Source organism: Streptomyces sp. NPDC016562 (assembly GCF_043076955.1).
Taxonomy (GTDB): domain Bacteria; phylum Actinomycetota; class Actinomycetes; order Streptomycetales; family Streptomycetaceae; genus Streptomyces.
The window spans coordinates 364145-390747 of the sequence record NZ_JBIBRZ010000001.1 but is presented as its reverse complement, the minus strand read 5'-3'; the positions used below and the strand labels follow the sequence as shown (position 1 = coordinate 390747).

The window sequence follows — 26603 nt, the reverse complement described above, 5'->3', positions numbered from 1 at the left end:
TGACCTCGGGCTCGGCCCGGGCTTGACCCTGCGGCCCGGCCCCGGGTCCCGTCTTATGCGTCGGCGGGGCTGGACGACGCAGCCGGGAGGGTCAGTACCGCGAGGCCGCCGCCGCCCCGCGCCTGCCGGAACTCCAGTCGGGCGCCGATCACCCGGGCCTGGCCCACGGCGATCGTCAGGCCGAGGCCGTGGCCCTTGCCGCCGCTGCGGAAGCGTTGCGGGCCGTGCGCCGGCAGGTAGGCGGGGAAGCCGTCCCCGTGGTCCCGTACCGTCACCACCGGCCCGTCCACCGTCAGGACCACCGGCGCCCGCCCGTGCTTGTGCGCGTTGGCCACCAGGTTCCCCAGGACCCGCTCCAGCCGCCGCCGGTCCGTCTCCACGTGCGCGTCCCGGACGACCACCACCTCCGTGTCCGTCCCCGACGCCCGCACCACCCGCCGTACCAGCCGCCCCAGCTGGTGCAGGTCGCTCTCCACCACCTCGCTGCCCGAATCCAGCCGCGAGATCTCCAGCAGGTCCTCCGTCAGCTGCCGCATCGTCCGGACCCGCTCGCGCACCAGCTCCGTCGGCCGGCTCTCCGGCAACAGCTCCGACGCCGCCTGCAACCCCGTCAGCGGCGTACGCAGCTCGTGCGCCACGTCCGCCGTGAACCGCCGCTCGCTCTCCAGCTTCGCCTGCAGGCTCCCCGCCATCGTGTCCAGCGCCCCGGCCACCGTCGCCACCTCGTCCTGGTGCCGCGAGGGGTCCTTCGTCCGCGGGTCTCCCACCCGCGCGTCCAGATCGCCCTGGGTGATCCGCCGCGCGACGGTCGCCGTCTGGTGCAGCCGCCGCGTCACCCGGGTCACCGCGAACGCGCCCACCAGCAGCGTCCCGCCGATCGCCAGGACGGACGAGCCGATGATCGCGTTGTCCAGCCCGCTGATCGTGCGCGCGCTCTGCCCGTAGTCGACGGCGGCCGCCAGCGCGCGCCCGTCCGCCGGCGCCGCCGCCCACATCGTGGGCCGGCCCCGGTAGTCCGCCACCACCGTCGCGCGCTGCCCGCCCACGGCCAGGGCCCGCAGATCGGGCGGCAGCCCCACGGGATCCAGCCCCGCGTCGGGCGGCAGGGCCTCGCCCGCCTCGTAGGCGCGCGACGCGTCGTGCAGCTTGCCGAGGGCCTTCTCCCGCGCCGTGGCCACCGTCTGGCGGGTCACCTCCACGTGCACGAGCGCACCCAGTACGGCGGCCAGCGAGCAGCACATCACCACGATGAAGCACGCCGACTTCCAGGTCAGCGTGGCGGTCCAGGCGGGCGGCCGGAGCCGCAGCCGCGGTCTCACGGGGCGCTCGGAGCCGTGGAAGCCGCCGGAGCCGTGGGAGCCGTGGAAGCCGAGGGCGGGGCAGTGCGCGAGGGCTTCGTGAGCGCCGGCTTCGGATTGCCGGGCACCCGTACGATCTGCTCGCGCGTCGGCAGCATGGTGAGCTGCTTCTCGTCCCAGGACCAGGCGGTGATCAGCTCGTAGCCGTGGTTCCCGCTGGGCACCCGCAGGATCACGTCCCGTGCGGCCAGTTCCACCGAGATGACGGTCTCCGTGGTCGCCATGATCCGGTTGAGCCGCCCGTCCGGGTCGGCCGTGTACACCCGTACGGACATCATCTTGTCGGGGAACTCGATGCCGACGATCAGCTCGTCCGTACCGTTGCCCGTGAGGTCCCGGTAGTACGGCTTGAGCACCGGGCACGACCCGGGCTCCTCGTCCTCGTCCTCCCCGCACGCCTGAATCGCGGCGGCGGTCTCGGGAGGCATCCCGTCCGTGCCGACCTCCGCCCCCGGGCGGGCCCGCAGCTCCGCCTGGACGAGGGCCACCGGATCGACGGCGTGCACGTCCTGGTCCCGGACCGGCGGGATCCCCTGGATGTACTCGGGCGGCGCCCCACCCGGATCGGCGGGCGGTACGGTCGCCCCCCGGCGGTCCGGCCACAGGTGTACGGGCCCGCTCGCAGTCGGCGTGGCCCCGGCGGCGACCAGCCCGCCGGTGTTCCCGCAGCCCGTCACCAGGGCGAGCGGCGCCAGCAGAGCGAGGGCCGGCAGGGCGTGGGTCGGCAGGCCGTGGAGCGCGGCCGCACGGAAGCGAAACCTGGTCACGGCCCCTTGTGCCCTTCTGTCCGCGCTGGACGACGATCGGTCGATCGCGCCAACCCTATGCACAGGTACATCCCTTTTCCCCGGTCGACGGCGCGGCCGCGCCGGGCGAGCCGCTGACCGGTCGCTCGGCGGCCTGTCAGCTGTCGGTGCGCCCGCGGCGCAGCATCGCGAAGCCGAGCCCGGCGGCGCCGACGGCCGCGATGGCTCCGCCCGCCGCGAGCAGCAGCACGCCCTCGCCGGGGCCGTCGGCCAGCGTGCTCAGGCGCTGCGCGTCCTCGGACCCGGTCGCGACCTCGCGCCGGTCGGCCCCCGTCTGGCGCTGGGCCGTGGCCGGGACGACGTGGCCGTCGCGGGTCCCGGTCTTGTGCCCGTCGGTGCCCGGGACCGAGTGGTCGGCGCCCGCCGCGGGGACCTCGCCCATCCAGGAGGTCAGCCGCCCGTCGGAATCCAGCGTGGCGTGCAGGTCCCCGGCGGTACCGACGGCGGTGATCCCGTCACGGCTCGTCAGGGTGACGGCCTTGTCGCCCGCGGCGGTCAGGATGTCGGCCTGGTAGGCCCCCTTGGCCGTGCGGTAGACCTTCGCCGTCGACACCCCGTCGGCGAGGGCGAGGCTCTTGACCAGGACCCGCTGCGGGGCCGCGGAATGCGCGGACGAGGCCGCCGGCACCCCCTCGGCCAGGGCGGCGGCGGTGGGCAGCGCCAGCAGACTTCCGGCACATGCGGCCACGGCGGCGGCGCGAACGAGAGTGCGGCGGCTGACGGTGCTCACGGGAAGTCCTTCCGTACTGGTGGGCTGAGAGGTCCGGAGTGGGGACGGTCCGGGGCGGGACAGTGGACGGCTACGTGGATGAACCTAGGCGCCGGCCGTTGCGGCGGAGCGCCGGATGTGTAACAGCGAAGCGGCAACGTCCCGTCGGAGTCGTTACACAACCGAGGGATTGCCCTGCGAGGTCCCGGCTGCTCCCATGGACGGCGGGGGTGAGGGCGATGCGCGGACTCAAGGTGCTGCCGAGCGGCCGGCCCGGCCGTGGCCGGCTGTACGTCAACCTGCCCGACGGGCAGGCGGTGGCCTGGTACGACCGGCAGGCCAACCGGATCAGCGTCCTCGCGGACGATCACCGTGAGGCGGTCCTGGCGGCGTTGCGCCCGTACTTGACCGGCGCCGTCTCGATCGGCCCGCCGCCGGTCCCCACGGCCGCCGACCTGCGGCGCCTCGCCCTCCCGCCGGACGCGGACCTGGCCCCGAACCGCCCCGGCGAGACGCTACTGGGGGAGCTGACCCACGCCCCGGCGGGAAGCCGCGCGCGGCACCGCATGCGCCAGGAACTGACCGCCCGGCAGCGGATGGGCGACGCCTTCGACGCCCTGGAGCCGGAGGGCTGGCGGGTCCTGCACTGCGTTCCGCTCCCCGGCTTCGGCCGCATCGACCACCTGCTCATCGGCCCGGCCGGGATCTTCTGCGTCCGCACGGTCCCGGGCCGTCGTCAGCGCGCGGTGGTCGGCGACCTCCTGCTGACCGTCGGCCGTACGGACCCCCGCCCGGACCCCCGCTGGACCCGCCGCGCGGCGGCCGCCGCCGGCCGCACCCTGAGCGCGACGGTCACCCCGGCCCTGGCCCTGCCGGACGCCTCCCGCATCGACGTGGCCCCCACGCTCCGCGACATCCACGTCCTCCACCCCCCAACAGCCACCCCACACCTCACACATGCCCCCACCACCCTCCACCCCCCGGACATCGAAGCCCTGTTCACGTTGGCCCGCGACACAAGAACCTGGCTCCGCCGTTAACCACTGTCCAGCCCCTCCGGCGTTTGAGGAGCGGGGTCTGGGGCGGAGCCCCAGGGAACGGTGGAAGGGCGGGGCGGGGAGCAGCGCCGCAGGCACACCCCGCCGCCCCGCCGCCCCGACACCCCGTCAGGAGCCGTCAGGCAGACGACCGCTTCCGCGGCGCAGCCGCCTTCTTCGCGCCCGAGGCCGCCTTCTTGGCGGAGGCAGAAGTGGACTTGGCCGCCGCACCCCCCGACTTGGCCGACTTCGTCCCCTTGGCGGCCGTAGTGGTCTTCTTCTTCGAAGCGGCCGAAGCCGCAGTCTTCTTGGCCGACGCCGCCGTCGACTTCTTCCCGCCCACCGCCTTCGGCGCAGCCGCCCCCGCCCTCGCCCCCGCACCGCCCCGCCCCGCCTTCCGCCGCATCGGCGTAACCTCGGCCTCGGCCTCCACCTCGGCCGCCCCGGCCGCCCCCACCCCCTCCCCCCGAGACTCCTTCGCCGCCCGCACACTCTTCTCCAGCGCCGCCATCAGGTCGATCACCTGCCCACCGGCCGGCTCCACCACAGGCTCCGTCGGCTCGAACGCCCCACCCGCCTTCGCCGCGATCAACGCCTCCACGGCGTCCCGGTAGTCGTCGTGCAGCGAGGACATCTCCACCTCGCCGAGCGTGGCCATCAGCGCGTCCGCCAGGTCGAGTTCGGCCTCCCGTACCGATACGTCCGCCTCCGGCGCCACCCCCTCCGGCACCCGGATCTCGTCCGGCCACAACAGCCCGTGCATCGCGATCACGTCGTCGACGACCCGCAGCATCCCCAGCCGCTCCCGCCCCCGCAGCGCGTACTTGGCGATCGCGACCTTCCGGCTCCGCTTCAGCGCCTCCCGCAGCAGCGTGTACGGCTTCGCCGCCGTCGGCCCGTTCGCCGCCAGGTAGTACGCCGCGTCCATCTGCAAGGGGTCGATCTCCTCCGCCGGGACGAACGACATGATCTCGATCGTCTTGGCGGTGGCGATCGGCAGCTGCGCCAGGTCCTCGTCGGTGATCGGGATGATCGACCCGTCCGCCTCCTCGTACCCCTTGCCGATCTCGGCGCTCGACACTTCCTCGCCGTCGAGCTCGCACACCTTGCGGTAGCGGATGCGCCCGCCGTCGCCGAGGTGGATCTGCCGGAAGGAGATCGAGTGGCTCTCGGTGGCGTTCACGAGCTTGATCGGAATGCTGACCAGACCGAAGGAGATCGCGCCGTTCCAGATGGATCGCATAGCCCGGTTCCTCCCGTTTCGTGGCAATCTCATCGTATGACGCCGATCACTTTGGTGGAGGGCCGTCGCATCGCGCTCAGCAACCTCGACAAGGTCCTGTACCCGGAGACCGGTTTCACCAAGGGCGAGGTGCTCCACTACTACGCCACCGTCGCCGACACCCTCCTCGCCCACGTCCACGACCGGGCGGTGTCCTTCCTGCGCTATCCCGACGGACCGCAGGGCCAGCTCTTCTTCACCAAGAATCCGCCGCCCGGCACACCCGACTGGGTGAAGACCACCCCCGTGCCCCGCTCCGACGAACCCTCCGCCGAACAGGTCGTCGTCGCCGACCTGCCCTCCCTCATGTGGGCCGCCAACCTCGTCGTCGAGTTCCACACCCCCCAGTGGCCCGCCGGCCGCCCCGCCGTCGCCGACCGCCTGATCCTGGACCTCGACCCCGGTCCGCCCGCCACCGCCGTCGAGTGCTGCGCCGTAGCCCTCTGGCTGCGCGACCGGCTCGCCGCCGACGGCCTGCACGCCTGCGCCAAGACCTCCGGCTCCAAGGGCGTGCACCTGGCCGCACCGCTGGAGCCGACCCCGTCCGCGCGGGTGTCCGCGTACGCGAAGCTCCTCGCCCAGGAGGCCGAACGCGAGCTCCCCGGCCTCGTCGTCCACCGCATGACCAAGGCGCTGCGCCCCGGCAAGGTCTTCGTCGACCACAGCCAGAACGCCGCCGCCAAGACCACCGCCGCCCCCTACACCCTGCGCGCGCGGGCCCGGCCGACCGTCTCCGCGCCCGTCTCCTGGGAGGAGGTGTCGGCTTGCCGGACCCCGGACGACCTGGTCTTCCTCGCCGACGACATCCCGCCGCGGCTGGCCCGCGACGGCGACCTCTTCGGCACCCTGCTCGACCTTGACCTGGCGGGACGGCTGCCGTGATCCGGGTCGCGCTGGCCGCGCCCGTACGCACCCTGCCGCGCGGGGCGGGGCTGGCGTACGAGCCGAAGTTCGACGGGCACCGCCTCGTCGTCCTGCGCACGGAGGAGGACGTCGTCCTGCAGGCCCGCTCGGGCCGCATCGTGACCAGCGCCTTCCCCGACCTGGCGGCGGCCGCCCTGCACCTGCCCGCCGGGACGGTGCTCGACGGCGAAGTGGTGGTCTGGCACGCGGGCCGTACGGACTTCGCGCTCGTACAGCGGCGGGCGGCGGCCACGGCGGCCCGGGCCGCGGTGCTCGCGCAGAGCCTGCCGGCCTCGTACGCCGCCTTCGACGTGCTGGAACTGGCCGGGCTCGACGTACGCGGCCGCCCGTACGAGCGCCGCCGCGCGCTGCTCGTCGACCTCCTCCTCCCGCTCGGCCCGCCCCTCCAGCCGGTCCCGATGACCACGGACCCGGAACTGGCCGCCACCTGGTACGAGACCCTGCCGGCCAACGGCGTCGAGGGCCTGGTCATCAAGCGCCTGGACCAGGCCTACCCGGCCGGCCGGCGGGGCTGGCAGAAGCTGCGGCACACGGACGTCCGCGACGCGGCGGTGGTGGGCTACACCGGCACCGCGCGCCGCCCGCTCGCCCTGGTGCTGGTCCTGCCGGTGGGCGACCAGACCCCGCTCGTGTCGAGCCCGCTGACCGGGGCCGTGCGCGCAGAGGTGGCGGCGGAACTGGCGGCGCGTACGACGTCGACGTCAGGCGCGGCCTCGCGTACGGCCGCCCCACGCACCCCGACGGCCGGCCCGCCGGCCACGGTCACGGCCATCGGACTGGGTGAAGTCCCCTTCCACCCCCTCGACCCACCCCTGACGGCGGAAGTCCGCCACACGTCGACCCGCCACCCGCCACCGGAGGTGCTCCGACTCAAAACGGCCCTCTGACCCGCGCGGGGGCGCGGATCAGAGGGCCGGAGGCTAGGGGGGGCCGGAGACTACGGAGGTCGAAGGATCTGTAGGTCTTCAGGTCCTCAGGCGTGCGCACCGCGCCCGGCGTCCGGGGGAGCCCCCGGCTGCGGGTGCGGACCCGGGCCCTCCACCTGCTCGTACCCGGACTCCCGCTCCGCCCGGACGTCGTCCGGATGGGTGGAGGTGGTGGAACCGAAGTTCCCGTAGCCCTGCATCTCGTGCGGCCTCAGACCGCCCTCGGGGAACTCCACCGGGTCCCGCTCCTCGCGGACCTCGTGGACGGCCCCGCCGTCGGGCAGGTGCGGCTGCTCCTCGGTGGTCGGCGGCGGCGGCTCCTTGGCCCGCACCCGCTGCCCCAGCTTGAAGCCCCCGAGCAGCAGGGCGACGACGACCAGGCCGACGACCAGGAACCACGCGATGTCGGTGAGGACCGGGTCCACACTCAGGATCATGTCCATACCGACCATTTTCCCGCACTAAGCCCCAATATGCGTACTTCTCTCCCCGGCTACCCACTCAGCCCCGGCCACCCCTCAGCCCGGCTACCCCCTCAGCGGGCCGTCGGAGTCACGCAGCCCCCGCACCTCCTCCCGCCCGCTCAGCACCCCGAGGATCTCGGCGCAGATCGCCAGCGCCGTCTCCGCCGGGGTCCGGGCACCCAGATCCAGGCCGATGGGCCCGTGCACCAGAGCCAGCTGCTCCTCGCCCACCCCCGCGGCGACCAGCCCGTCGCGGCGCCTCGCCGTGGTCCGCCGCGAACCCAGCGCCCCGACGTACGGAACCTCCAGTGCCAGCGCCGTGCACAGCGTCGGCACGTCGAAGTCGGGCTCGTGGCTGAGCAGCACCAGGCAGGCGGAGTCCCGGTGGTCCGCGAGCACCTTCCCAGCCTCCGCTGCGGACTCCACGATCTGCGCACCCCACTCCAGCAGCGCGGCCTGCCGCGCGATGAGGCCGGCCAGCTCACCACCACCGCCGATCACCAGGTACGGAGCCGACGGGTACGCCTCGACCAGCACCAGACCGGACTCCCCGTACAGCGCGTCCCGCCCGGGCCGCCGCGTGCGCAACAGCTCACCGGCCCGCCGCCCGGCATCATCGCGCGCCGCGTCGGTGGCCCGTACGACCTCGCTCACCACGTGGTCCGCCCGTTCGCCCAACCGGGTGACCAGAGCCACCCCGGCCCCCTGCCCGAGCAGCTCCCACCACTCGGCGGGCACCGAATCGAGCGACTGGAGCAGGATCTCCGCCTGCCCGCCGCACGTCAGCCGCGCCTCGACGGCCTCGCCCGCCCCCACCGAGACCTCGCACACCCGCGCGTTCTCCCGGGCCCCCATCGCCCCGGCCTCGGCCACCAGCTCGGCGTCGAACACCCCCCGGTATAGCGCCCCGACACACTCCCCGCGCGCATCGACGAGCACGGCCCCGGCCGGATCCCGCGGCCCGAACCCCTGCTCGGTCACGGGCCGGGCCAAAAAAGCGGCCCGCCCCTCAGCCACCCACAGCCGCGCCGTCTCCACCAGCTCACGCATCCGCACCGCCTCATCCTCTTGCGCGCAACTCCCCGCAAAGCACCAGGTCAACGGCACAAAGCGGCCTCAGATTCCACCCTAATCACGCCCGCCCCCGCTCCCCACCCCCCAAACCCACAGACCCCACCCCACCCCCTCGTACAGACCACCGGATCCGTGCGGCGGGATGGTGGCCGAGGGGTGGCAGGCCAGAAGTTCGGGAACTGGCTGGGTCTCAGCGGATGAGAGAGGTCAGCGCGGAGAGCCAGGCACCGGGTCCGTAGGGCGCGGGAGGATCGACCTCCATACCCAAGTCTGCGAGAGCGACGGCGTAGTCGGACTCGTCCAGGGGCAGTGAGAGCAGGTCGTGCAACTCCCCGCGGAGCTGGGCGATCATTCCGGAGTCGGTGCCGTCGAGGTAGTCCTGCAATGCCGCGTCGTGGTCCTCGAACTCGTCCGGCATGTCCTGGGAGAACCAGCCTCCGAGCAGCTGCGCGAGTTCGGGGAAGCGGGCGCGCCACTCCCAATGGGTCTGGGGCGTGGCGGGGGCCGGTGCCGAGCCTGTCTCCACGCTTTCCTTGAGCCGGTCCGCCAACCGGACGAGCCAGTCCTGGACCTCCCCGTCGGACAGTCCTACATCAGGCACGGGATAGAACTCGCCGAGGCGCAGCCGGAGCCGCCCCGGCGGGTTCTGCGCGTACTCGCGGAGCTGGTGTTCGGCGATCGCGATGGCCCACGGCCGGGTGCGCCAGCAGTGCCGGAGGTAGGCGGTGAGCGCTTCCTCGTCATCGGCGGTGCGGCCCAGGTACGCCTGGATGACCTGGTCGAGTTCGCCGTACTTCCGGTCATGTTCGAGGGGCTTGAGGGACACGGGGCTGCCTCTAGAGGTAGATCGGGAAGGTGCCGTGGACGGTGAAGCCGTGGGGGCTCGCGGTGTTCCGCTTGAGGATGACGCGGGCGGCGCGTACGTCCACCGCGTCGCGGCCGGCCAGCATCATGGCCTGGAGCAGGACCCGGCCGACCGGCTCGGGGCGGGAGGGCCAGGCGGCCTCGATGGTGAGCCGCTGCCGCGTGGACTGGGCCAGCCACCGGTGGATCACCTGCTCGTTGCGGGTGACGACGTGCTGGGTGGCCCACTGGGCCGTCTCACGATCCGGGTAGGTGGCGGACCGGTTCGGAACGGCTGCCGTGTTCTCGACGGGGGTCATGCGTGCTCCCGCTGCATGTGGTCGTTGATGGTCTCGATGAGCTCACGCATGCGATCGCGGGTGCCCCAGTAGTTGTGGCCTTCGAGGCACTTCTCGCCCGGGAAGAGGACGAGGGCACGCTGCGCCTCTGTGGTGAGCCCGACGGCACGGTCGAAGCAGTACGGATGCTCGTTGGTCACGAACCTCTGGACGATACCCGCGAAGGGCAGGTCCCCTTCGTCCATCAGAACGGCGTCGAGCCCGAACAGATTCGGGAACAGCTGAAGGAACTCCCAGCCGGACATGGGGAGTTCCTCGTACTCGGGCGGCGGTTCGCGGTCGAGTATGCGGACCATCTCAGCGAGAAGGTGCAGGTACTCCACGGGCTCCATCGAGCCCGCCGCCTTGACCACCTTTTCCCGAAATTCAGACGGATAGCCGTCGAGTGAGCCCGATACCGCGATCGACTCGGCAACGAAATCCAGAACGGCAGCAGAAGCGTATACCGAGCAGTTCCAATGTGCGGTCCAGTCGTTACCGATCACTCGAATGTAACGCCGGATTTCGTCGTCCAGCGACAGTTTCCCACTCGACTCCTGGACCGAGATGGCCAGATCGATGAGCCGAAGTGCCGGCCCGCCTGAGAAGAGGGCGGAAAGGGATGGCTGCACGTGGCTGCGACCTTCCTAAGGGGTGCTGGATGTGGCAGGGGGGCCCTTGTGTGGCATGGCGGTCAGGACGATGAACGGTGGCTCCAGGCCTTCCTTGTAGATCAGTCGCACCTGGACCCAGTTCTTCTCCGTGGCTTGGGCGTTCATGCCGTCCGTATTGTAGTCCTCGCGCGAGACACTACGTCCGACGGGCTCTTTGAATTCCAGGTATACCGGAGGGATCTCGGATTTGTTCGGATCATAGTTCGGGTTGTTCTGCTTCTTCTTCTCGACGCTCTCGATCCACTTCGCGATGCGATCCGCATTGTTGATGTCCTCAAGTGCGGCCTGCGTGAACTTCTGTGCGGAGGCGAGATCCTTGAAGGAGGAGGCGGCGGGTGCGCCCGGCTGGTCGCGCAGGCGCTGCCTGAGCTGGTCGTCGGTCAGGCCGACGTGCTTGTCGATGGGATGACTGTCGTAGAGCCCCTCCTGGTTGGCGAGATCCAGGGGGTAGAACATATTGTCCGGGTCCTGACCCGGGACGGTGAAGCGGTGCTCCGGTTTGAATTCGTTCAGCGAGCGGGCGCCGAAGGCCTGGGCCCGCCCTTCCTCCGCCTGGAAAGTCGGCGCGCTCCGGTACGCCTCGTCCAAGGCGGGCAGCAGCGCGGTGAGTCGACTCTCCACGCCGCGTAGCTCGCCCTCGTACAAGGAGACCGCCCGGTTGATCGCGGCCGTGTCCACCTTGAGCGTGATGCCGATGGCCACTTCCTTGCCTATGCCGAGCAGGCGCTTTCCGATCTTCTTGACGTCATCGAAATCGGGCAGCTGCTTCAGATCGGCCAACGCGTCCCGGATGGCCTTCTTGTAGATGCGCCAGACCTCGTGACGCATCTTCTCGGCTGACTCGGCGAAGGCGCGCATCGCCTTGCTGACTTCCTGAGTGGTGTCGAAGAGCACGCTCATGACGGGATGACTGCCCGTGCCCTGTCCACCGGCGGTGTCGTGCTTCCACTGGTAGTTGGCCGTCGAGGTGCCCCACGCCGTCGTTCCCCACAGAGAGCTCGCGAACTGGCGCATCGCGGCCTGCCACTCACCGTTGTTGGGATCCGAGATGGACCCGACCAATCCGGTCAGCGCGCTCTCCACCTGCGTGACGGCGAACCCGGGCTGCAGCCAGGCCAGAGCGATCTTGTCGATCTGCAGATAGTCGGGAAGCGGAAGGATGTCGGCAGCCTTTCCCCACCTGCCGACGTGGTGCAACAACCCCCGCACGATGTCCATCGCCCAGTCGGGGACCCCCTCCAGCAGCCACGAGATGAAACCGCTGCTGTAGTCGTCCATGTCGCCCCACCGCAGATCAGTGATCTGCTGGTACTTCGGGGGTGTCTCGATGACTTTGGGAACGGGGAACTGGACAGGTTTGGCAGTGCCCGACGGGTGGCTGGCCGCCTCCGCCTTGGAGTAGTTGTTCGCAGTCGTGACGAATCCGACCGCAACGCCTCCGACGCTGGCGACGCTCTTGCCCCATACGTCGAGAAAACGGTTCCCCACCTTCACGTACGCGGCGGACACGGCCTGCGCCGCGCTTCCGTACCCGCCGCAGTCCATGTACTCCACGAGCTCGTAGAGGAAATCGTTCGCGGCCTTGTGGAGCATGTTCTGCTGGAGGACCACGTTCCCGGCCACGCCGTTCAGCTGGGTCGGCGTCACATCGAACCCGCCGGCCTGCGCCGGCGCCGGGGGACCGGCCATCAGGCCGCCCCCCAGCCGCGCAGCACCGCTCGGTGTGCGGCGGTGTAGTTCGCCTGCCCCGTCGCCACCACCTCGTGGAGCCACTTCTGGGCCCCTTGCAGCTCCTGCATCTGCCGGTCCCAGCGGTCGAGTTCGTCGACAAACGCCTCGCGGGCCTGGCCGTCCCAGCTCAGGACCGCTTTCTCGGTGCGTTCGTAGAGCGCCTCGAGCCTTTCGTCGAGCTCCCGGAGGATGCTCTCCAGCTCCTGGGCAAGCCCCTGTAGGGTGCCGAAGCTGACCCCTATGTGGTCGTCGGACATCGAAAAGTCCGCCCTCTCCCTGAAATCGTGTCCTTAGATGTCGAGCAGGCCGCTGCGCGGCACCGGCGGCGCCGTACCCTCGGAGAGTCTGTCGACCTCAAGGGCGACGTCCACCGCACTGTGCACCCTGCGAAATGCCTGGAGAGTGTCCAACTCCTGCTGGGTGAACCCATCACGGCTCATCCGTACGGCCTTCTCCAGGACGACGAGGATCTCCCGGATGCGCACGGTGTCCTCGGCGGCCGCCCGGTGCAGAGCCCGGTACGCCGCGCCTGTCTCGCCTTTCCACCCCGCCTCGATCCGGTCGACGACCGCGTCCATCCGCCGTACTTGGCGGTCGAGGTATCGCTGCATCGAATCCATGTCGTCAGCGAGCTTCGTCAGTCCGTCCTCGGACACGTTCAGATCGGCGTTGATTGTCATGGCCCCCGCCCTTCATCGCGTGTGCAACCATAACAACAGGTGATGTCAACGAGGGGGCTGGTCTTGCCCCTTGTCTTTGCGCGGCCAGCCCGCCATGAGGAGATCGGCGGTCTGCCAGCACCAGGCGTTCTCGCCCTTCTCCTGTCCTCCGTGTGCGTCGGCCCTGCCGCCCCGTGGATCAGTTCCCGCCCGATCCGGCTCGGCTGCTCAGCCGAGCCGGGAGACGAACTCCCGCCAAGCCCGCGCCCCGAGCCCGACTAGGGGGCCGAGAGGCCGCTTGCGGTCCCGGACGGGAACGAGACCGGGGACCCCGGGGGCGATTTCGAGGTACTCGCCTGGCCACCCCATAGCTCCCGACCCGCCACGTTGCGCGGCTGGGAAGTCGGAGCCGGAGTGACCTCCTGGAGCTCCATCGCGTCAATGAAGGAAGATCACACACTCCAGGGTCTTGAGGTCCGTACCCGTCGCGATCATGTCGACTGTGACCACCACCCGCATCCGGGGGAGGTCCGCAGCGCACGGATCAGCTCGTCCGGGTCCTCGCCGGCCTGACGACTCCTATAGGTGATCTTCTTCGCGAAGTCGTCACCTGGCCCGAGAATTTCCCTCACCTGAGCCAGAGCAGTTGCCCCGGCACAGGGTCAGCACGGCCCGGACCTCGTTAACAGCCACCACCGACCGGCCGGCTGCCCGGTCGTGTACGTGAAGTCGTCGTCCAGTTCACACCTTCGGGACCGCCGAGAAGGTGAGTCACTCGGCGCTCTCCACCTGGCTCAACGCGGGTGTCGACCCAACCGAGGCCGTGGCGCGAGCCGGCAACAGCGTGGAGGTTCTGCTCGGCTGGTACGCCAAGTGCCTCTACGGTCGGCAGGAGGTCGGCGATCGTCGGATCGAGGAGCTGCTCCGCGAGTACGAGTGGGAGGTGAGCCGTTGCGGCTGCATTGCCTGGCACATGGCTGCACATACGCGAAGACCCCGGCTTCAGCGTTACCGCTGATGGCGGGGTCTTTGGGCACTTCCTGCGAAGTGCCCCCGGCAGGATTCGAACCTGCGCACACGGCTCCGGAGGCCGTTGCTCTATCCCCTGAGCTACGGGGGCGCGGTCGCTGGTGTTGCTGCGACGGGTTGAACACTACCAGCTTCCTCGGGGTGATCAGGAACCGGTTTGCGGGGGAGGGGAGGGTGGGTCGCCCGCAGGGGGTGGAAGTGGCGAAAACCCGGACGCGGGGGCTCGGGGCGACCTACTCTCGAGTTGTGCCAGGCGCCTCAGGTCGGGTGCTTGTTGTCGACGACAACAAGGTCATCCGGCAGCTGATCAAGGTCAATCTCGAGCTGGAGGGCTTCGAGGTCGTGACCGCGAATGATGGTGCCGAGTGTCTCGACATCGTCCATCGCGTGTCCCCTGACGTGATCACCCTTGATGTGGTCATGCCACGGTTGGACGGGTTCGGGGCGGCCGCGCGGTTGCGGGCCGATCCGCGGACCAGGGACGTGCCGCTGGCCATCGTGAGTGCCTGCACGCAGCACGACGTGGACGAGGGGATCGCCGCCGGGGTGGACGCATTCCTCGCGAAGCCCTTCGAGCCGGCCGAGCTCGTACGCGTCGTGCGGCGGCTGGCCGAGCGCAAGGACCGGCGTGACGGGAGGAAAGGGGCGCCCGCCGGGAGGGGGAGGGGATGACGCCTGATCGCCCCCCTCTTGTTCACATGGCGAAACCCTTCGGCTGAGGGCGGGGCGTCTCGCCTAGGCTGGTCCCGTGATCCCCGCTGACCTCTCCCGTTGCGTCGTACGCGCCGTGCGCTGCGCCGTCGAGGACGGGGAGCTGCCGGCGGAGGGGGTCGTTCCGCAGCGAGTCGTCGTCGAGCGGACCCGGCCCGGTGGGGTGGGGGACTACGCCACCCCCGTGGCTTTTCAGATCGCCAAGAGCGCCGGACGTCCGCCTCGTGACGTGGCGGACGTACTGGCCCGCCGGCTCCGCGCCGAGGCCGGCATCGAGCAGGTCGAGGTCACCGGGGCCGGGTTCCTCAACTTCGTGCTGCCGGCGCCCTGCGCCGCCTCCCTCGTCCGGGAGGCGATCGTCTGGGACATCGTGATCCGGGACGTGCGCGGAGGGGCCGCCTTTCTCACCGCCGCCGATCACCGCGCCGCGGCCGGGCTCGGGCTGCGGGAACGGGTCGTGGGGGAGAGCGTCCTGCGGATCGTTCGTGCCGTCCATGGGGCCCATGTGCCTTCCGGGGTCCCTGCCGCTTCCGGTGCCCGTGCCCGTACCGATGCCTGTACCGATGTCCGTGCCGGCGCCGTGGACCGTGAGGGGGACACCATGCCCGTCGCCCCCGTCGCCCCCGTCGCCCCCGTCGCCCCCCTCGCCCCCCGCGACGCCGACGTCCTCGCCCGCTACGGCCCCGACGCCGCCGCCTGGGCGATGCTCACCACCCCGGCCCGCGAGACCCCCGTGTTCTCCGACGCGCTGCTCGTGCAGGGCGAGAGCAGCGAGTTCTTCCGGGTCCGCTACGCCCACGCCCGCAGCCACGCGCTCACGCGCAACGCCGCCCTGCTCGGCTTCGCCGCCGAGCCCGGTGACGTCGACGCCCCCGAGCTGCTGCGGGCCCTCGCCGACCACTCCCTCGTCCTTGAGGCCGCCGCGCACCACCGTGCGCCCGAGCGGCTCGCCCGGCACCTCGTCGAGCTGGCCGACGCGCTGCTCGACTTTCAGCACCGCGTCCTGCCCCAAGGGGACGAGAAACCCTCGGCCGCCCACCGTGCCCGGCTGGCTCTTGCCGAAGCCGCCGGGACGGTGCTGGCCGGCGGCCTGGCCCTGCTCGGCATAGACGCCCCGACACGCCTGTGACCCGCGAAGAGAGATACCGATGAGCCGTTCCGCGCACCCCGCCGGGCCCCGCCACGCCGACGTCCTGCCCGAGGGGCACTACTCCCCGCCGCCCGCCGACCTGAACGCGCTGGACGAGAAGGTCTGGGCCCGTACCGTCGAGCGCAACGCCGACGGTGTGGTCACCGTCGGCGGGGTCGAAGTGACCAAGCTGGCCGAGGAGTTCGGGACCCCCGCCTACTTCCTCGACGAGGAGGACTTCCGGGCGCGGTGCCGGGCCTGGGCGCACGCCTTCGGCAAGGACGCCGACGTCTTCTACGCCGGCAAGGCGTTCCTCTCCAAGGCCGTCGTGAAGTGGCTGAAGGAGGAGGGGCTGAACGTCGACGTGTGCTCCGGCGGGGAGCTGGCCACCGCGCTCGCCGCCGGGATGCCCGCCGAGCGGATCGCCTTCCACGGCAACAACAAGTCCGAGAGCGAGATCCGGCGGGCGATCGGCGCCGGGGTGGGGCGCATCGTCCTGGACTCCTTCCAGGAGATCGCCCGCGTCGCGCACGTCGCCCGCGAGATGCAGGTGCGCCAGCCGGTGCAGATCCGCGTGACGGTGGGCGTCGAGGCGCACACCCACGAGTTCATCGCCACCGCTCACGAGGACCAGAAGTTCGGGATCGCCGTCGCGGACGGGTCCGCCGCCGAGGCGGTGCGGCGCGCGCTCGGGCACGACAGCCTGGAGCTGCTCGGCGTCCACTCCCACATCGGCTCGCAGATCTTCGACATGGCCGGCTTCGAGGTCAGCGCCAAGCGCGTCGTGCGGCTGCTGGCCGCCGTGCGCGACGAGCACGGCGTGGAGCTGCCCGAGATCGACCTCGGGGGCGGCCTGGGCATCGCCTACACCTCCGGCGACGACCCGCGCGAGCCGCACGAGATCGCCAAGGCGCTCACCGAGATCGTGGCCCGCGAGTGCGAGAGCGCCGGGCTGCGGGCGCCGCGCATCTCCGTCGAGCCGGGGCGCGCCATCGTCGGCCCGACCGCCTTCACCCTGTACGAGGTGGGGACGATCAAGCCGTTGGAGGGGCTGCGTACGTACGTCAGCGTCGACGGCGGGATGTCCGACAACATCCGCACCGCCCTCTACGACGCCGAGTACTCCGTCTCCCTCGTGTCCCGTACCTCCACCGCCGAGCCCATGCTCGTGCGCGTCGTCGGCAAGCACTGCGAGAGCGGCGACATCGTCGTGAAGGACGCCTTCCTGCCCGCCGACCTCGCGCCCGGCGACCTGCTCGCCGTCCCCGCGACGGGCGCTTACTGCCGCTCCATGGCCAGCAATTACAACCACGCGCTCCGTCCGCCGGTCGTCGCCGTGCGTGACGGAGCGGGCCGAGTGATCGTCCGCCGGGAGACGGAGGAAGATCTCCTGCGCCTCGACCTCGGATGATGAAATAGGTGTCTCACTCAATGGACCGAGGATGGAAACTGCTGTCCATTGAGTGAGACTGGTTCCACCCCGGTGTGCAAACCGCGCGCGGGGTACTGATGGAAGATCGAAAGGCGTAGGTCGAATGATGCGTACGCGTCCGCTGAAGGTGGCGCTGCTGGGCTGTGGAGTGGTCGGCTCGGAAGTGGCCCGCATCATGACGACGCACGCCGACGACCTGACGCAGAGGATCGGCGCGCCGGTCGAGCTCGCCGGCGTGGCCGTGCGCCGTCCCTCCAAGGTGCGCGAGGGCATCGACCCGGCCCTGATCACCACCGATGCGACCGCCCTCCTCAAACGCGGCGACGTCGACATCGCCATCGAGGTCATCGGCGGCATCGAGCCCGCCCGTACGCTGATCACCACCGCCTTCGAGAACGGCATCTCCGTCGTCTCCGCGAACAAGGCGCTGCTCGCCCAGGACGGCGCCGCCCTGCACGCCGCGGCCGAGCAGCACGGGCTGGACCTGTACTACGAGGCCGCCGTCGCCGGAGCCATCCCGCTGGTCCGCCCGATGCGCGAGTCCCTCGCGGGCGACAAGATCAACCGTGTGATGGGCATCGTCAACGGCACGACGAACTTCATCCTCGACAAGATGGACTCCACCGGCGCCGGCTACCAGGAGGCGCTCGACGAGGCCACCGCCCTCGGGTACGCCGAGGCCGACCCGACCGCCGACGTCGAGGGCTACGACGCCGCCGCCAAGGCCGCGATCCTGGCCGGCATCGCCTTCCACACCCGCGTCCGTCTCGACGACGTGTACCGCGAGGGCATGACCGAGGTCAGCGCCGCCGACTTCGCCTCCGCCAAGCGGATGGGCTGCACCATCAAGCTCCTCGCCATCCTGGAGCGCGCGGCGGACGGTGCGTCCGTCACCGCCCGCGTCCACCCGGCGATGATCCCGCTCAGCCACCCGCTCGCCTCCGTCCGCGAGGCGTACAACGCCGTCTTCGTCGAGGCGGAGGCCGCCGGGCGGCTGATGTTCTACGGGCCGGGCGCGGGCGGTGCGCCCACCGCGTCCGCGGTCCTCGGCGACCTCGTCGCCGTCGCCCGCAACAAGCTCGCCGAGGCAACGGGGCCCGGCGAGTCGGCGTACACCCAGCTGCCGGTCAGCCCCATGGGCGAGGTCGTCACGCGCTACCACATCAGCCTCGATGTGGCCGACAAGCCGGGCGTCCTCGCCCAGGTCGCGACGACCTTCGCCGAGCACGGCGTCTCCATCGACACCGTGCGGCAGCAGGGCAAGGACGGCGAGGCCTCCCTCGTCGTCGTCACTCACCGCGCACCCGACGCCGCCCTCTCCGGGACCGTCGAGGCGCTGCGGATGCTGGACACCGTGCGCGGTGTCGCCAGCATCATGCGTGTTGAAGGGGAGTAAGGACCCATGAGCAGCAATCGCACCCACCAGTGGCGCGGCATCATCGAGGAGTACCGGGACCGCCTGCCGGTGACGGACACGACTCCCGTGGTCACGCTCCGCGAGGGCGGCACTCCCCTCGTCCCCGCGCAGGTGCTCTCCGAGCGCACCGGCTGCGAGGTTCACCTGAAGGTCGAGGGGGCGAACCCCACCGGGTCCTTCAAGGACCGCGGGATGACCATGGCCATCACCAAGGCCAAGGAGGAGGGCGCGCAGGCGGTCATCTGCGCCTCCACCGGCAACACCTCGGCCTCCGCCGCCGCCTACGCGGTGCGCGCCGGAATGGTCTCCGCGGTGCTCGTGCCCCGCGGCAAGATCGCGCTCGGCAAGATGGGCCAGGCCCTCGTGCACGGCGCCCAGATCCTCCAGGTGGACGGCAACTTCGACGACTGCCTGAACCTGGCCCGCGCGCTCTCCGACAACTATCCGGTGGCGCTGGTCAATTCGGTCAACCCGGTGCGCATCGAGGGCCAGAAGACGGCCGCGTTCGAGATCGTCGACGCGCTCGGCGACGCCCCGGACATCCACGTCCTGCCCGTCGGCAACGCCGGCAACATCACCGCGTACTGGAAGGGCTTCAAGGAGTACAAGGCCGACGGCCTGGCCTCCCGTACGCCCCGCGTATGGGGTTTCCAGGCTTCCGGTTCCGCGCCGATCGTGCGCGGCGAGGTCGTCAAGGAGCCGCACACCATCGCCACCGCGATCCGCATCGGCAATCCGGCCTCCTGGGACTACGCGCTGGCCGCGCGCGAGGAGTCGGGCGGTTTCATCGACGAGGTGACTGACCGCCAGATCCTCGCCGCCTACCGGCTGTTGGCCGCTCAGGAGGGCGTCTTCGTCGAGCCCGCCTCGGCCGCCTCGGTCGCCGGTCTGCTCAAGGCCGCGGAGCTGGGTCTGGTCGACCCGGGTCAGACGATCGTGTGCACCGTCACCGGCAACGGCCTGAAGGACCCCGACTGGGCGATCGCCGGCGCTCCGCAGCCGGTCACCGTGCCGGTGGACGCCGAAGCCGCCGCGGTCCGCCTCGGCCTGGTCTGACGCACGGCCGAGTGAGCCGCGCCGGGTTCCGCAGGCCCTCCCCGGAGGGCCTGCGGAACCGGGCAACTCACCCCGTACGACGACAAGAGTGCGGCCGAATACCGTCGAAGCCGGTCGAAGTCGACGACACGCATCGTGCGCCTCCTGTGCGCCCTATGTCGCGAGAGAACCTTCCTTCGATACGCTGTACTTACATCCGCCCCGCGCATATGACTGCGGTGCTGCCCCGAGGGCCTTCGGGTGTCGTACGTTCTCCAGTACATTCGCAGCGAGCCAGCGAAGAGCGAAGATCTCGCACAGTCACAAGGAGTGTCATCGGACGATGGCCGGTCCAGCGTTCCGCGCCGCCGCCGTACGGGTGCGCGTCCCCGCCAGCAGTGCCAATCTCGGTCCGGGCTTCGACGCCCTCGGCCTGGCCCTGGGGCTCTACGACGACGTAGTCGTCCGGGTGGCCGACTCCGGCTTGCACATCGACATCGCGGGCGAGGGCGCCGACACCCTCCCCCGGGACGAGAGCCACCTGCTCGTACGCTCCATGCGCACCGCCTTCGACCTGCTGGGCGGACAGCCGCGCGGCCTCGAGGTCGTCTGCGCCAACCGCATCCCGCACGGCCGCGGCCTCGGCTCCTCCTCCGCCGCCATCTGCGCCGGCATCGTCGCCGCCCGCGCCGTGACCATAGGCGGCGAGGCCAGGCTCGACGACGCGGCGCTGCTGGAGCTCGCCACCGAGATCGAGGGCCACCCCGACAACGTCGCCGCTTGTCTGCTCGGCGGTTTCACCCTGGCGTGGATGGACGGGGGCAGCGCCAAGGCCATCCGGATGGAGCCCGCGGAGTCCATCGTTCCGGTGGTCTTCGTCCCCTCCAAGCCGGTCCTGACCGAGACGGCGCGCGGCCTGCTGCCGCGCACCGTCCCGCACGTGGACGCGGCCGTCAACGCGGGCCGCGCGGGCCTGCTCGTGGAGGCCCTGACCAGGCGTCCCGAGCTCCTGCTGCCGGCCACCGAAGACCGGCTCCACCAGGAGTACCGGTCCCCGGCGATGCCCGAGAGCGTGGCACTCGTCAACCGGCTGCGGGCGGACGGGATCCCCGCGGTCATCTCCGGCGCGGGCCCCACGGTCCTCGCGCTGGTCGACAGCGGCGCGGCCGACAAGGTCGCGCGGCTCGCGGGCGAGGGGTGGGCGGCCAACCGGCTCGCCCTCGACGCCGCGGGCGCGAGCGTCCTTCCGCTGGGCACTCAGGGCGGCTAGGTCCCCCTCCGGGAGGACGGGCTTCCTTTCGCGAACAACAGGAGAAGAGGGTTCCCGGAGGTCACGGCCTCCGGGAGCGCAGCCGGCCACGGGCGGGCGGTCAGGGCAGGCCGCCCGCGCGGAACAGCGCGATTGCCGGTGATGGAGAGGGGGAATATCTATTGGATCCGGTAGTGTTAGTCTCAAGTGCGCATCGGCAGCCGCCATGGCTCCGTGCTCAGTGTCCCCCTTCGGGACCACATTTCTTCCGGGAGCCTCCCCGACTGCTTTGATCACTTCCAGCAGTTTCGAGCACGCTCCGGAATCGGCGTGACATTCCCACGCTTCCAGCTCGGGGGCTTCTCGCCGGAACCACCCACGCACGTCTCTCTCCGCCGTATCTCTTCGGCGGACCACCGCCCCGGCACGGTCCACACCTAGGACTGTTGTCGGACAGCACAACCGGTCGCCGAGCCAGACAGGCCGACGTCCGCTCCAGGGAAGGACCCTTCGTGAGCGACACCACCGATCTGATGGGCGCTGCCGACACCTCTGTCGACACCAGTGCCCCCGCCGCGGGCGCCGCACCCAAGCGTCGACGCACCGGCACCGGCCTTGACGGCATGGTCCTGGCCGAGCTGCAGCAGGTCGCGTCGGGCCTCGGGATCAGGGGCACCGCGCGGATGCGCAAGAGCCAGCTGATCGAGGTCATCAAGGAGGCGCAGGCGGGCAGCGGTGCCCCCAAGGCCGCGGCCTCCGCCGACGCCGCCGAGGCCAAGCCGAAGCGCCGGGCCACCAGCAAGGCCCGTACGGGTGAGGCCGCCGCCGAGGCGCCCGCCGAGAAGCCTGCGGTGCAGGCGCAGATCGAGATCCCGGGCCAGCCGGCCGGTGGCCCCTCCCGCGCGAGCGAGGCCGAGCGCGTGGCGGAGGACGCCCCCGCCGGCGAGCGCCGCCGCCGTCGTGCCACGGCCCCCACCGGCAGCCCGGAGGCCTCGGCCCCCGTCGCCGTACAGGTCGAGCAGAAGACCGAGACCGCGACCGTCGCCACCGCCCCGGCCGAGGTCAAGGCCGAGGCCGCCACCGCCGTGGGCGCCGGCCAGGCGCAGGGCCAGGACGGCGAGGGCCGTGGCCGTCGCGACCGCCGTGACCGCGGGGAGCGCGGGGACCGCGCCGAGCGCGGTGACCGTCAGCGCGACCGCCGTGAGCGCGGTGCCAAGGCCGACGACCAGGGCCAGGGCGCCCAGGGTCAGGGCCAGGGCGCGCAGGGCGGCCAGGGCGGACAGGGCGGCGGCCGTCAGGACCGCGCCGACCGCCAGGACCGCCAGCAGCAGGGCGGCCGTGGCCAGGGTCAGGCGCAGGGCCGTCAGGACCGTCAGGACACCGGCCCGCAGGACGACTTCGACGACGAGGGCGGCCGCCGTGGCCGTCGCGGACGCTACCGCGACCGCCGGGGCCGTCGTGGCCGCGACGAGTTCGCGCCGAGCGAGCCGCAGGTCGCCGACGACGACGTCCTGATCCCCGTCGCGGGCATCCTCGACATCCTCGACAACTACGCGTTCATCCGGACGTCGGGCTACCTGCCCGGCCCCAACGACGTGTACGTGTCCCTGGCTCAGGTCCGCAAGGCCGGCCTGCGCAAGGGCGACCACACCACCGGCGCCGTGCGCCAGCCCAAGGACGGCGAGCGCCGCGAGAAGTTCAACGCCCTCGTGCGCCTGGACTCGGTGAACGGCATGGCGCCCGAATCCGGCCGCGGCCGACCGGAGTTCCAGAAGCTGACGCCGCTCTACCCGCAGGACCGGCTCCGCCTGGAGACCGACCCGGGTGTGCTGACGACCCGCATCATCGACCTCGTGTCGCCGATCGGCAAGGGCCAGCGCGGCCTGATCGTGGCCCCGCCGAAGACCGGTAAGACCATGATCATGCAGGCGATCGCCAACGCGATCACCACCAACAACCCCGAGTGCCACCTGATGGTCGTCCTGGTCGACGAGCGTCCGGAAGAGGTCACCGACATGCAGCGGTCGGTCAAGGGCGAGGTCATCTCCTCGACCTTCGACCGCCCGGCCGAGGACCACACCACGGTCGCCGAGCTGGCCATCGAGCGCGCCAAGCGTCTCGTCGAGCTGGGTCACGACGTGGTCGTCCTGCTGGACTCCATCACCCGTCTGGGCCGCGCGTACAACCTCGCGGCGCCCGCCTCCGGCCGCATTCTGTCCGGTGGTGTCGACTCGACCGCGCTGTACCCGCCGAAGCGCTTCTTCGGTGCCGCGCGCAACATCGAGGACGGCGGCTCGCTGACCATCCTGGCCACCGCGCTCGTCGACACCGGCTCGCGCATGGACGAGGTGATCTTCGAGGAGTTCAAGGGCACCGGCAACATGGAGCTCAAGCTCGACCGCAAGCTCGCCGACAAGCGCATCTTCCCGGCCGTCGACGTCGACCCGTCGGGCACCCGCAAGGAGGAGATCCTCCTCAACGCGGAGGAGCTCGCCATCGTCTGGAAGCTGCGCCGGGTGCTGCACGCGCTCGACTCGCAGCAGGCGATCGAGCTGCTGCTCGACAAGATGAAGCAGACGAAGTCGAACGCCGAGTTCCTCATGCAGATCGCGAAGACGACCCCGTCGGGCAAGAACGACGACTGACGTCCGGACGACCGGCACCACGGCCGCCCCCGCCGCACCCGCGGCGGGGGCGGCCGTGCGTGTACGGGAGCTCGTGGGCCGCGTACGCTGGACGGCCCGGTCCGAGGCCCGGTCCGACCCGCCGTATGGGCCCCCGGTGCGAGCTTCGCCACACCCCTGCGGCCGGTGACCCCCGCGCCACCGGGGCGCGCCCCGCCGGATCCAGCGGAAGACCCGCAGGTGGACGCCTCATCGGGGAGCGTGCGCCCCGGCGGGTGACCCTCCGGCGGCGGCCCGGGGCCGCGCCGGCCGTGGAACCCGGGAGGACGTTCCTCCGTCTGTGTCAGAGGAACCGCGCAGTGGAGGCGGGCCGGAACGACCAGGGGACCCGACTCAGGACTGAGGAGAGCATGACCGAGGACAGCAAGGGCCGTGGCCGCCGCGCCGCGGGCCGGCGCCGGCGCAAACCGGCGAAGGGCCGCAGGGCCCTCGTCATCGTCGCCTGGAGCGCCGCGGGAGTGGTCCTGCTCGGCGGCGCGGGCCTCGGCTACTTCTACTTCAAGCTCAACGGCAACCTGAAGACCGTCGACATCGACCAGGCCCTCGGCACCGACCGCCCGCAGGACGTCGACAACGGCTCGATGGACATCCTCGTGCTCGGCTCCGACTCCCGCGGCGGCGCGAACGCCGCGTACGGCTCGGACGACGGCGGCTCGGCGCGCTCCGACACGGCGATGATCGTCCACCTCTACGAGGGCCACGAGAAGGCCAGCGTCATATCGATTCCCCGCGACCTCATGACCGTCCGGCCCGAGTGCCCGACCGGCAAGGGCAAGACCGACCCGGGCGGCCCGCGCAAGCAGTTCAACGAGGCCTTCACGATCGGCGGGGCCGCGTGCGCGGTCAAGACCGTCGAGAAGATCTCGGGGATCCGCATGGACCACTACCTGGAAGTCGACTTCACGGGCTTCAAGAAGATCGTCGACACCCTCGGCGGCGTCCAGGTGACCACCTCGAAGCCGATCAAGGACAAGCTCGCCCACGTGGACCTCCCGGCCGGGCCCAACCTCCTGAACGGCGAGCAGGCCCTGGGCCTGGTCCGTACCCGCCACGGTGTCGGGGACGGCGGCGACCTCGGCCGAATACAGCTCCAGCAGGCCTTCATCAAGGCACTGATCAAGCAGGTCAAGGGCATCGGCCTCTTCGACAACCCCAAGCAGCTGCTCGACCTCGCCGACACCGGCACCAAGGCGCTCACCACCGACCGGGCGCTCGGGGACGTGAAGTCCCTCATGGGCTTCGCCCAGAGTCTCAAGGGCATCGACGCCCAGGACATGCAGATGATCACCATGCCGGTGACCACGGACGCGATCGACGAGAACCGCGTGGCCCCGCTCAAGAAGGAGTCCCAGCTGGTCTGGGACGCCCTGCTGGCGGACCGGCCCGTCCCCGCCGAGGCCACCGCGAACTCCACCGGCGACAAGGGCACGGCGGGCGCCGTCGTCCGCTAGGCGAGCCCCGCCCGGTGCGCGGGGAAGCCCCGCTCGAGCCCCCCGGAATACCCGGAGGCCCCCTGCCGTTGAGGGAGGCGTCCTCAGAATTTTGACAGGCAGCCCGGTCCTGGCAGACTGGTCTGTCGGCCCCGGTTCACGCAGTGCGCAATTCGGCTCCTGCGACCCGGCGCCCTCCCGAATCTAGGAGACACCTTGAAGCGCGATGTTCACCCCGAGTACGTCGAGACCCAGGTCAGCTGCACCTGTGGCGCGTCGTTCACCACCCGCAGCACCCTGACCGAGGGCTCCATCCGAGCCGAGGTCTGCTCCGAGTGCCACCCGTTCTACACGGGCAAGCAGAAGATCCTCGACACCGGTGGCCGCGTGGCCCGCTTCGAGGCGCGCTTCGGCAAGGGTGCGGCCAAGAAGTAGCGCGACCCAGGCGCCGGTCACCGGTCGCCCCCTGTCCACTCGGGGGCGGCCGGACCGGCGCCTTTGTCGTCCGTCTGCCACGTCACCCCTTTCGTACTTTCACCACAGGAGCCCCCGATGTTCGAGGCGGTCGAGGAATTGGTCGGCGAACACGCCGATCTTGAAAAGAAGCTCGCCGACCCTTCGGTCCACTCCGATCAGGCCAACGCGCGCAAGCTGAACAAGCGCTACGCGGAGCTGACCCCGATCATCGCCACCTTCCGTGCGTGGAAGCAGGCGGGGGACGACATCGAGACGGCCAAGGAGTTCGCGGCCGACGACCCCGACTTCATCGCCGAGGTCAAGGAGCTGACCCAGCAGCGCGAGGAGCTCACCGAGAAGCTCCGCCTGCTGCTGGTCCCGCGCGACCCCAGCGACGACAAGGACGTGCTCCTGGAGGTCAAGGCGGGCGCGGGCGGTGACGAGTCGGCCCTGTTCGCCGGCGACCTGCTGCGCATGTACCTGCGCTACGCCGAGCGCGTGGGCTGGAAGACCGAGATCATCGACGCCACCGAGTCCGAGCTCGGCGGCTACAAGGACGTCCAGGTCTCCGTCCGCACCAAGGGCGGCAACGGCGCCACCGAGCCCGGCCAGGGCGTGTGGGCCCGCCTGAAGTACGAGGGCGGCGTGCACCGCGTCCAGCGCGTTCCGGCCACCGAGTCCCAGGGCCGCATCCACACCTCCGCCGCGGGCGTGCTCGTCACCCCGGAGGCCGAGGAGGTGGAGGTCGAGATCAACATGAACGACCTGCGCATCGACGTGTACCGCTCGTCCGGCCCCGGCGGCCAGTCCGTCAACACCACCGACTCGGCCGTGCGCATCACGCACATCCCGACCGGTGTGGTCGCCTCCTGCCAGAACGAGAAGAGCCAGCTCCAGAACAAGGAGCAGGCCATGCGCATCCTGCGCTCGCGCCTGCTGGCCGCCGCGCAGGAGGCCGCCGAGCAGGAGGCCTCCGACGTGCGCCGCAGCCAGGTGCGCTCCGTGGACCGCTCCGAGAAGATCCGGACGTACAACTACCCGGAAAACCGGATCTCGGACCACCGGACCGGCTTCAAGGCGTACAACTTGGACCAGGTGCTCGACGGCGACCTCGACGCGGTCATCCAGGCGTGCGTGGACACCGACTCGGCGGCCAAGCTCGCGGCCGCGCACTGACCCGCCCCCGCTCCACCCCCCGTACGACAG

The 26603-nt window shown here is 71.1% G+C and carries 25 protein-coding genes, 1 tRNA gene and 1 pseudogene; 14 read left to right on the top strand and 13 right to left on the bottom strand.

Translation table 11 applies throughout. The features are described 5' to 3' along the window. Positions 1–53 precede the first annotated feature (53 nt). The 3 genes from ACF059_RS01755 to ACF059_RS01745 all read right to left on the bottom strand — a co-directional run bounded on the left by ACF059_RS01755 (position 54) and on the right by ACF059_RS01745 (position 2894). A complete protein-coding gene (locus ACF059_RS01755; protein WP_392052979.1) occupies positions 54–1241 on the bottom strand; it encodes a histidine kinase dimerization/phospho-acceptor domain-containing protein in 1188 nt (395 codons plus the stop codon). 74 nt (positions 1242–1315) lie between these two features. Beyond that, the gene (locus ACF059_RS01750) at positions 1316–2125 is read right to left on the bottom strand and encodes a hypothetical protein (RefSeq protein ID WP_392050059.1); all 810 of its coding nucleotides are present in this window, start codon (positions 2123–2125) and stop codon (positions 1316–1318) included. A gap of 136 nt (positions 2126–2261) precedes the next feature. Beyond that, a complete protein-coding gene (locus tag ACF059_RS01745; RefSeq protein WP_392050056.1) occupies positions 2262–2894 on the bottom strand; it encodes a hypothetical protein in 633 nt (210 codons plus the stop codon). A gap of 218 nt (positions 2895–3112) precedes the next feature. On the opposite strand from ACF059_RS01745, the gene ACF059_RS01740 reads away from it, so the two are divergent. After that, the gene (locus tag ACF059_RS01740) at positions 3113–3913 is read left to right on the top strand and encodes a nuclease-related domain-containing protein (RefSeq protein WP_392050053.1); all 801 of its coding nucleotides are present in this window, start codon (positions 3113–3115) and stop codon (positions 3911–3913) included. 136 nt (positions 3914–4049) lie between these two features. Here ACF059_RS01740 and ACF059_RS01735 read toward each other — a convergent pair whose 3' ends face one another. After that, the gene (locus tag ACF059_RS01735; RefSeq protein ID WP_392050050.1) at positions 4050–5153 is read right to left on the bottom strand and encodes a Ku protein; all 1104 of its coding nucleotides are present in this window, start codon (positions 5151–5153) and stop codon (positions 4050–4052) included. Between the two features lie 36 nt (positions 5154–5189). Here ACF059_RS01735 and ligD point away from each other — a divergent pair, with 36 nt between their 5' ends. After that, positions 5190–6074, top strand: coding sequence for a non-homologous end-joining DNA ligase (ligD, locus tag ACF059_RS01730; RefSeq protein ID WP_392050047.1), 885 nt, complete (start codon positions 5190–5192; stop codon positions 6072–6074). Next, positions 6074–7003: an ATP-dependent DNA ligase gene (locus tag ACF059_RS01725; protein ID WP_392052977.1), complete on the top strand. Its 930-nt coding sequence runs from the start codon at positions 6074–6076 to the stop codon at positions 7001–7003. Before ligD ends, ACF059_RS01725 begins: the two co-directional genes overlap by 1 nt. An 86-nt stretch (positions 7004–7089) precedes the next feature. Here the strand turns inward: ACF059_RS01725 and ACF059_RS01720 are convergent, their stop codons facing one another. The 8 genes from ACF059_RS01720 to ACF059_RS01685 all read right to left on the bottom strand — a co-directional run bounded on the left by ACF059_RS01720 (position 7090) and on the right by ACF059_RS01685 (position 12846). Continuing rightward, positions 7090–7485, bottom strand: a complete 396-nt coding sequence (locus tag ACF059_RS01720; RefSeq protein ID WP_392050044.1) for a DUF6479 family protein — start codon at positions 7483–7485, stop codon at positions 7090–7092. Between the two features lie 84 nt (positions 7486–7569). Continuing rightward, positions 7570–8556: an XdhC family protein gene (locus tag ACF059_RS01715; protein ID WP_366865082.1), complete on the bottom strand. Its 987-nt coding sequence runs from the start codon at positions 8554–8556 to the stop codon at positions 7570–7572. 214 nt (positions 8557–8770) lie between these two features. Further along, positions 8771–9406 carry a contact-dependent growth inhibition system immunity protein gene (locus tag ACF059_RS01710; protein WP_392050041.1) on the bottom strand — a complete coding sequence of 212 codons (636 nt, stop codon included), beginning with the start codon at positions 9404–9406 and terminating at the stop codon, positions 8771–8773. 10 nt (positions 9407–9416) lie between these two features. Then, entirely contained in the window at positions 9417–9743 is a 327-nt protein-coding gene (locus ACF059_RS01705; protein ID WP_360888367.1) for an RNase A-like domain-containing protein, read from the bottom strand. Further along, entirely contained in the window at positions 9740–10393 is a 654-nt protein-coding gene (locus ACF059_RS01700) for a hypothetical protein (RefSeq protein WP_392050038.1), read from the bottom strand. The genes ACF059_RS01705 and ACF059_RS01700 overlap by 4 nt, the downstream gene beginning before the upstream one ends. A 15-nt stretch (positions 10394–10408) precedes the next feature. Then, entirely contained in the window at positions 10409–12124 is a 1716-nt protein-coding gene (locus ACF059_RS01695; protein WP_392050036.1) for an RNase A-like domain-containing protein, read from the bottom strand. Beyond that, entirely contained in the window at positions 12124–12423 is a 300-nt protein-coding gene (locus ACF059_RS01690; protein ID WP_392050033.1) for a WXG100 family type VII secretion target, read from the bottom strand. Before ACF059_RS01690 ends, ACF059_RS01695 begins: the two co-directional genes overlap by 1 nt. Before the next feature lie 33 nt (positions 12424–12456). Continuing rightward, complete coding sequence (locus ACF059_RS01685) at positions 12457–12846, bottom strand: WXG100 family type VII secretion target (RefSeq protein ID WP_392050030.1); 390 nt, start codon at positions 12844–12846, stop codon at positions 12457–12459. A gap of 751 nt (positions 12847–13597) precedes the next feature. Here ACF059_RS01685 and ACF059_RS01680 point away from each other — a divergent pair. Then, a pseudogene (locus ACF059_RS01680) lies at positions 13598–13843 on the top strand (hypothetical protein); the annotation flags it as partial. Positions 13844–13873: 30 nt separating this feature from the next. Here the strand turns inward: ACF059_RS01680 and ACF059_RS01675 are convergent. Then, positions 13874–13945: transfer RNA gene (locus ACF059_RS01675), tRNA-Arg, on the bottom strand. A gap of 83 nt (positions 13946–14028) precedes the next feature. Here ACF059_RS01675 and ACF059_RS01670 point away from each other — a divergent pair. From ACF059_RS01670 to prfA, 10 genes are all read left to right on the top strand, one after another. Next, positions 14029–14526, top strand: a complete 498-nt coding sequence (locus ACF059_RS01670; protein WP_392050026.1) for a response regulator — start codon at positions 14029–14031, stop codon at positions 14524–14526. A 76-nt stretch (positions 14527–14602) separates the two neighbouring features. Then, positions 14603–15694 carry an ArgS-related anticodon-binding protein NrtL gene (gene nrtL, locus ACF059_RS01665; RefSeq protein ID WP_392050023.1) on the top strand — a complete coding sequence of 364 codons (1092 nt, stop codon included), beginning with the start codon at positions 14603–14605 and terminating at the stop codon, positions 15692–15694. A gap of 19 nt (positions 15695–15713) precedes the next feature. Continuing rightward, entirely contained in the window at positions 15714–17105 is a 1392-nt protein-coding gene (lysA, locus tag ACF059_RS01660) for a diaminopimelate decarboxylase (RefSeq protein WP_392050020.1), read from the top strand. 127 nt (positions 17106–17232) lie between these two features. Beyond that, positions 17233–18522: a homoserine dehydrogenase gene (locus tag ACF059_RS01655; RefSeq protein ID WP_360888789.1), complete on the top strand. Its 1290-nt coding sequence runs from the start codon at positions 17233–17235 to the stop codon at positions 18520–18522. A gap of 6 nt (positions 18523–18528) precedes the next feature. Continuing rightward, complete coding sequence (gene thrC / locus ACF059_RS01650; protein ID WP_366865048.1) at positions 18529–19599, top strand: threonine synthase; 1071 nt, start codon at positions 18529–18531, stop codon at positions 19597–19599. Positions 19600–19921: 322 nt separating this feature from the next. Continuing rightward, positions 19922–20848, top strand: a complete 927-nt coding sequence (gene thrB / locus ACF059_RS01645; protein WP_392050017.1) for a homoserine kinase — start codon at positions 19922–19924, stop codon at positions 20846–20848. 491 nt (positions 20849–21339) lie between these two features. Next, complete coding sequence (gene rho / locus ACF059_RS01640) at positions 21340–23472, top strand: transcription termination factor Rho (protein WP_392050014.1); 2133 nt, start codon at positions 21340–21342, stop codon at positions 23470–23472. Positions 23473–23861: 389 nt separating this feature from the next. Then, complete coding sequence (locus ACF059_RS01635) at positions 23862–24962, top strand: LCP family protein (protein WP_392050011.1); 1101 nt, start codon at positions 23862–23864, stop codon at positions 24960–24962. 195 nt (positions 24963–25157) lie between these two features. After that, entirely contained in the window at positions 25158–25376 is a 219-nt protein-coding gene (gene rpmE / locus ACF059_RS01630; RefSeq protein WP_030708126.1) for a 50S ribosomal protein L31, read from the top strand. Positions 25377–25493: 117 nt separating this feature from the next. Then, a complete protein-coding gene (gene prfA / locus ACF059_RS01625; RefSeq protein ID WP_360888464.1) occupies positions 25494–26573 on the top strand; it encodes a peptide chain release factor 1 in 1080 nt (359 codons plus the stop codon). Positions 26574–26603: the final 30 nt, after the last annotated feature.

Coding starts and splice junctions, on each gene's coding strand:
- ACF059_RS01735 (WP_392050050.1), bottom strand. CDS start 5,153: ATGCGATCCATCTGGAACGGCGCGATCTCCTTCGGTCTGGTCAGCATT.
- ligD (WP_392050047.1), top strand. CDS start 5,190: ATGACGCCGATCACTTTGGTGGAGGGCCGTCGCATCGCGCTCAGCAAC.
- ACF059_RS01685 (WP_392050030.1), bottom strand. CDS start 12,846: ATGACAATCAACGCCGATCTGAACGTGTCCGAGGACGGACTGACGAAG.
- ACF059_RS01655 (WP_360888789.1), top strand. CDS start 17,233: ATGCGTACGCGTCCGCTGAAGGTGGCGCTGCTGGGCTGTGGAGTGGTC.
- ACF059_RS01705 (WP_360888367.1), bottom strand. CDS start 9,743: ATGACCCCCGTCGAGAACACGGCAGCCGTTCCGAACCGGTCCGCCACC.
- lysA (WP_392050020.1), top strand. CDS start 15,714: ATGAGCCGTTCCGCGCACCCCGCCGGGCCCCGCCACGCCGACGTCCTG.
- ACF059_RS01740 (WP_392050053.1), top strand. CDS start 3,113: ATGCGCGGACTCAAGGTGCTGCCGAGCGGCCGGCCCGGCCGTGGCCGG.
- ACF059_RS01720 (WP_392050044.1), bottom strand. CDS start 7,485: ATGGACATGATCCTGAGTGTGGACCCGGTCCTCACCGACATCGCGTGG.
- ACF059_RS01715 (WP_366865082.1), bottom strand. CDS start 8,556: ATGCGTGAGCTGGTGGAGACGGCGCGGCTGTGGGTGGCTGAGGGGCGG.
- prfA (WP_360888464.1), top strand. CDS start 25,494: ATGTTCGAGGCGGTCGAGGAATTGGTCGGCGAACACGCCGATCTTGAA.
- thrB (WP_392050017.1), top strand. CDS start 19,922: ATGGCCGGTCCAGCGTTCCGCGCCGCCGCCGTACGGGTGCGCGTCCCC.
- thrC (WP_366865048.1), top strand. CDS start 18,529: ATGAGCAGCAATCGCACCCACCAGTGGCGCGGCATCATCGAGGAGTAC.
- ACF059_RS01635 (WP_392050011.1), top strand. CDS start 23,862: ATGACCGAGGACAGCAAGGGCCGTGGCCGCCGCGCCGCGGGCCGGCGC.
- ACF059_RS01695 (WP_392050036.1), bottom strand. CDS start 12,124: ATGGCCGGTCCCCCGGCGCCGGCGCAGGCCGGCGGGTTCGATGTGACG.
- ACF059_RS01755 (WP_392052979.1), bottom strand. CDS start 1,241: ATGTGCTGCTCGCTGGCCGCCGTACTGGGTGCGCTCGTGCACGTGGAG.
- ACF059_RS01690 (WP_392050033.1), bottom strand. CDS start 12,423: ATGTCCGACGACCACATAGGGGTCAGCTTCGGCACCCTACAGGGGCTT.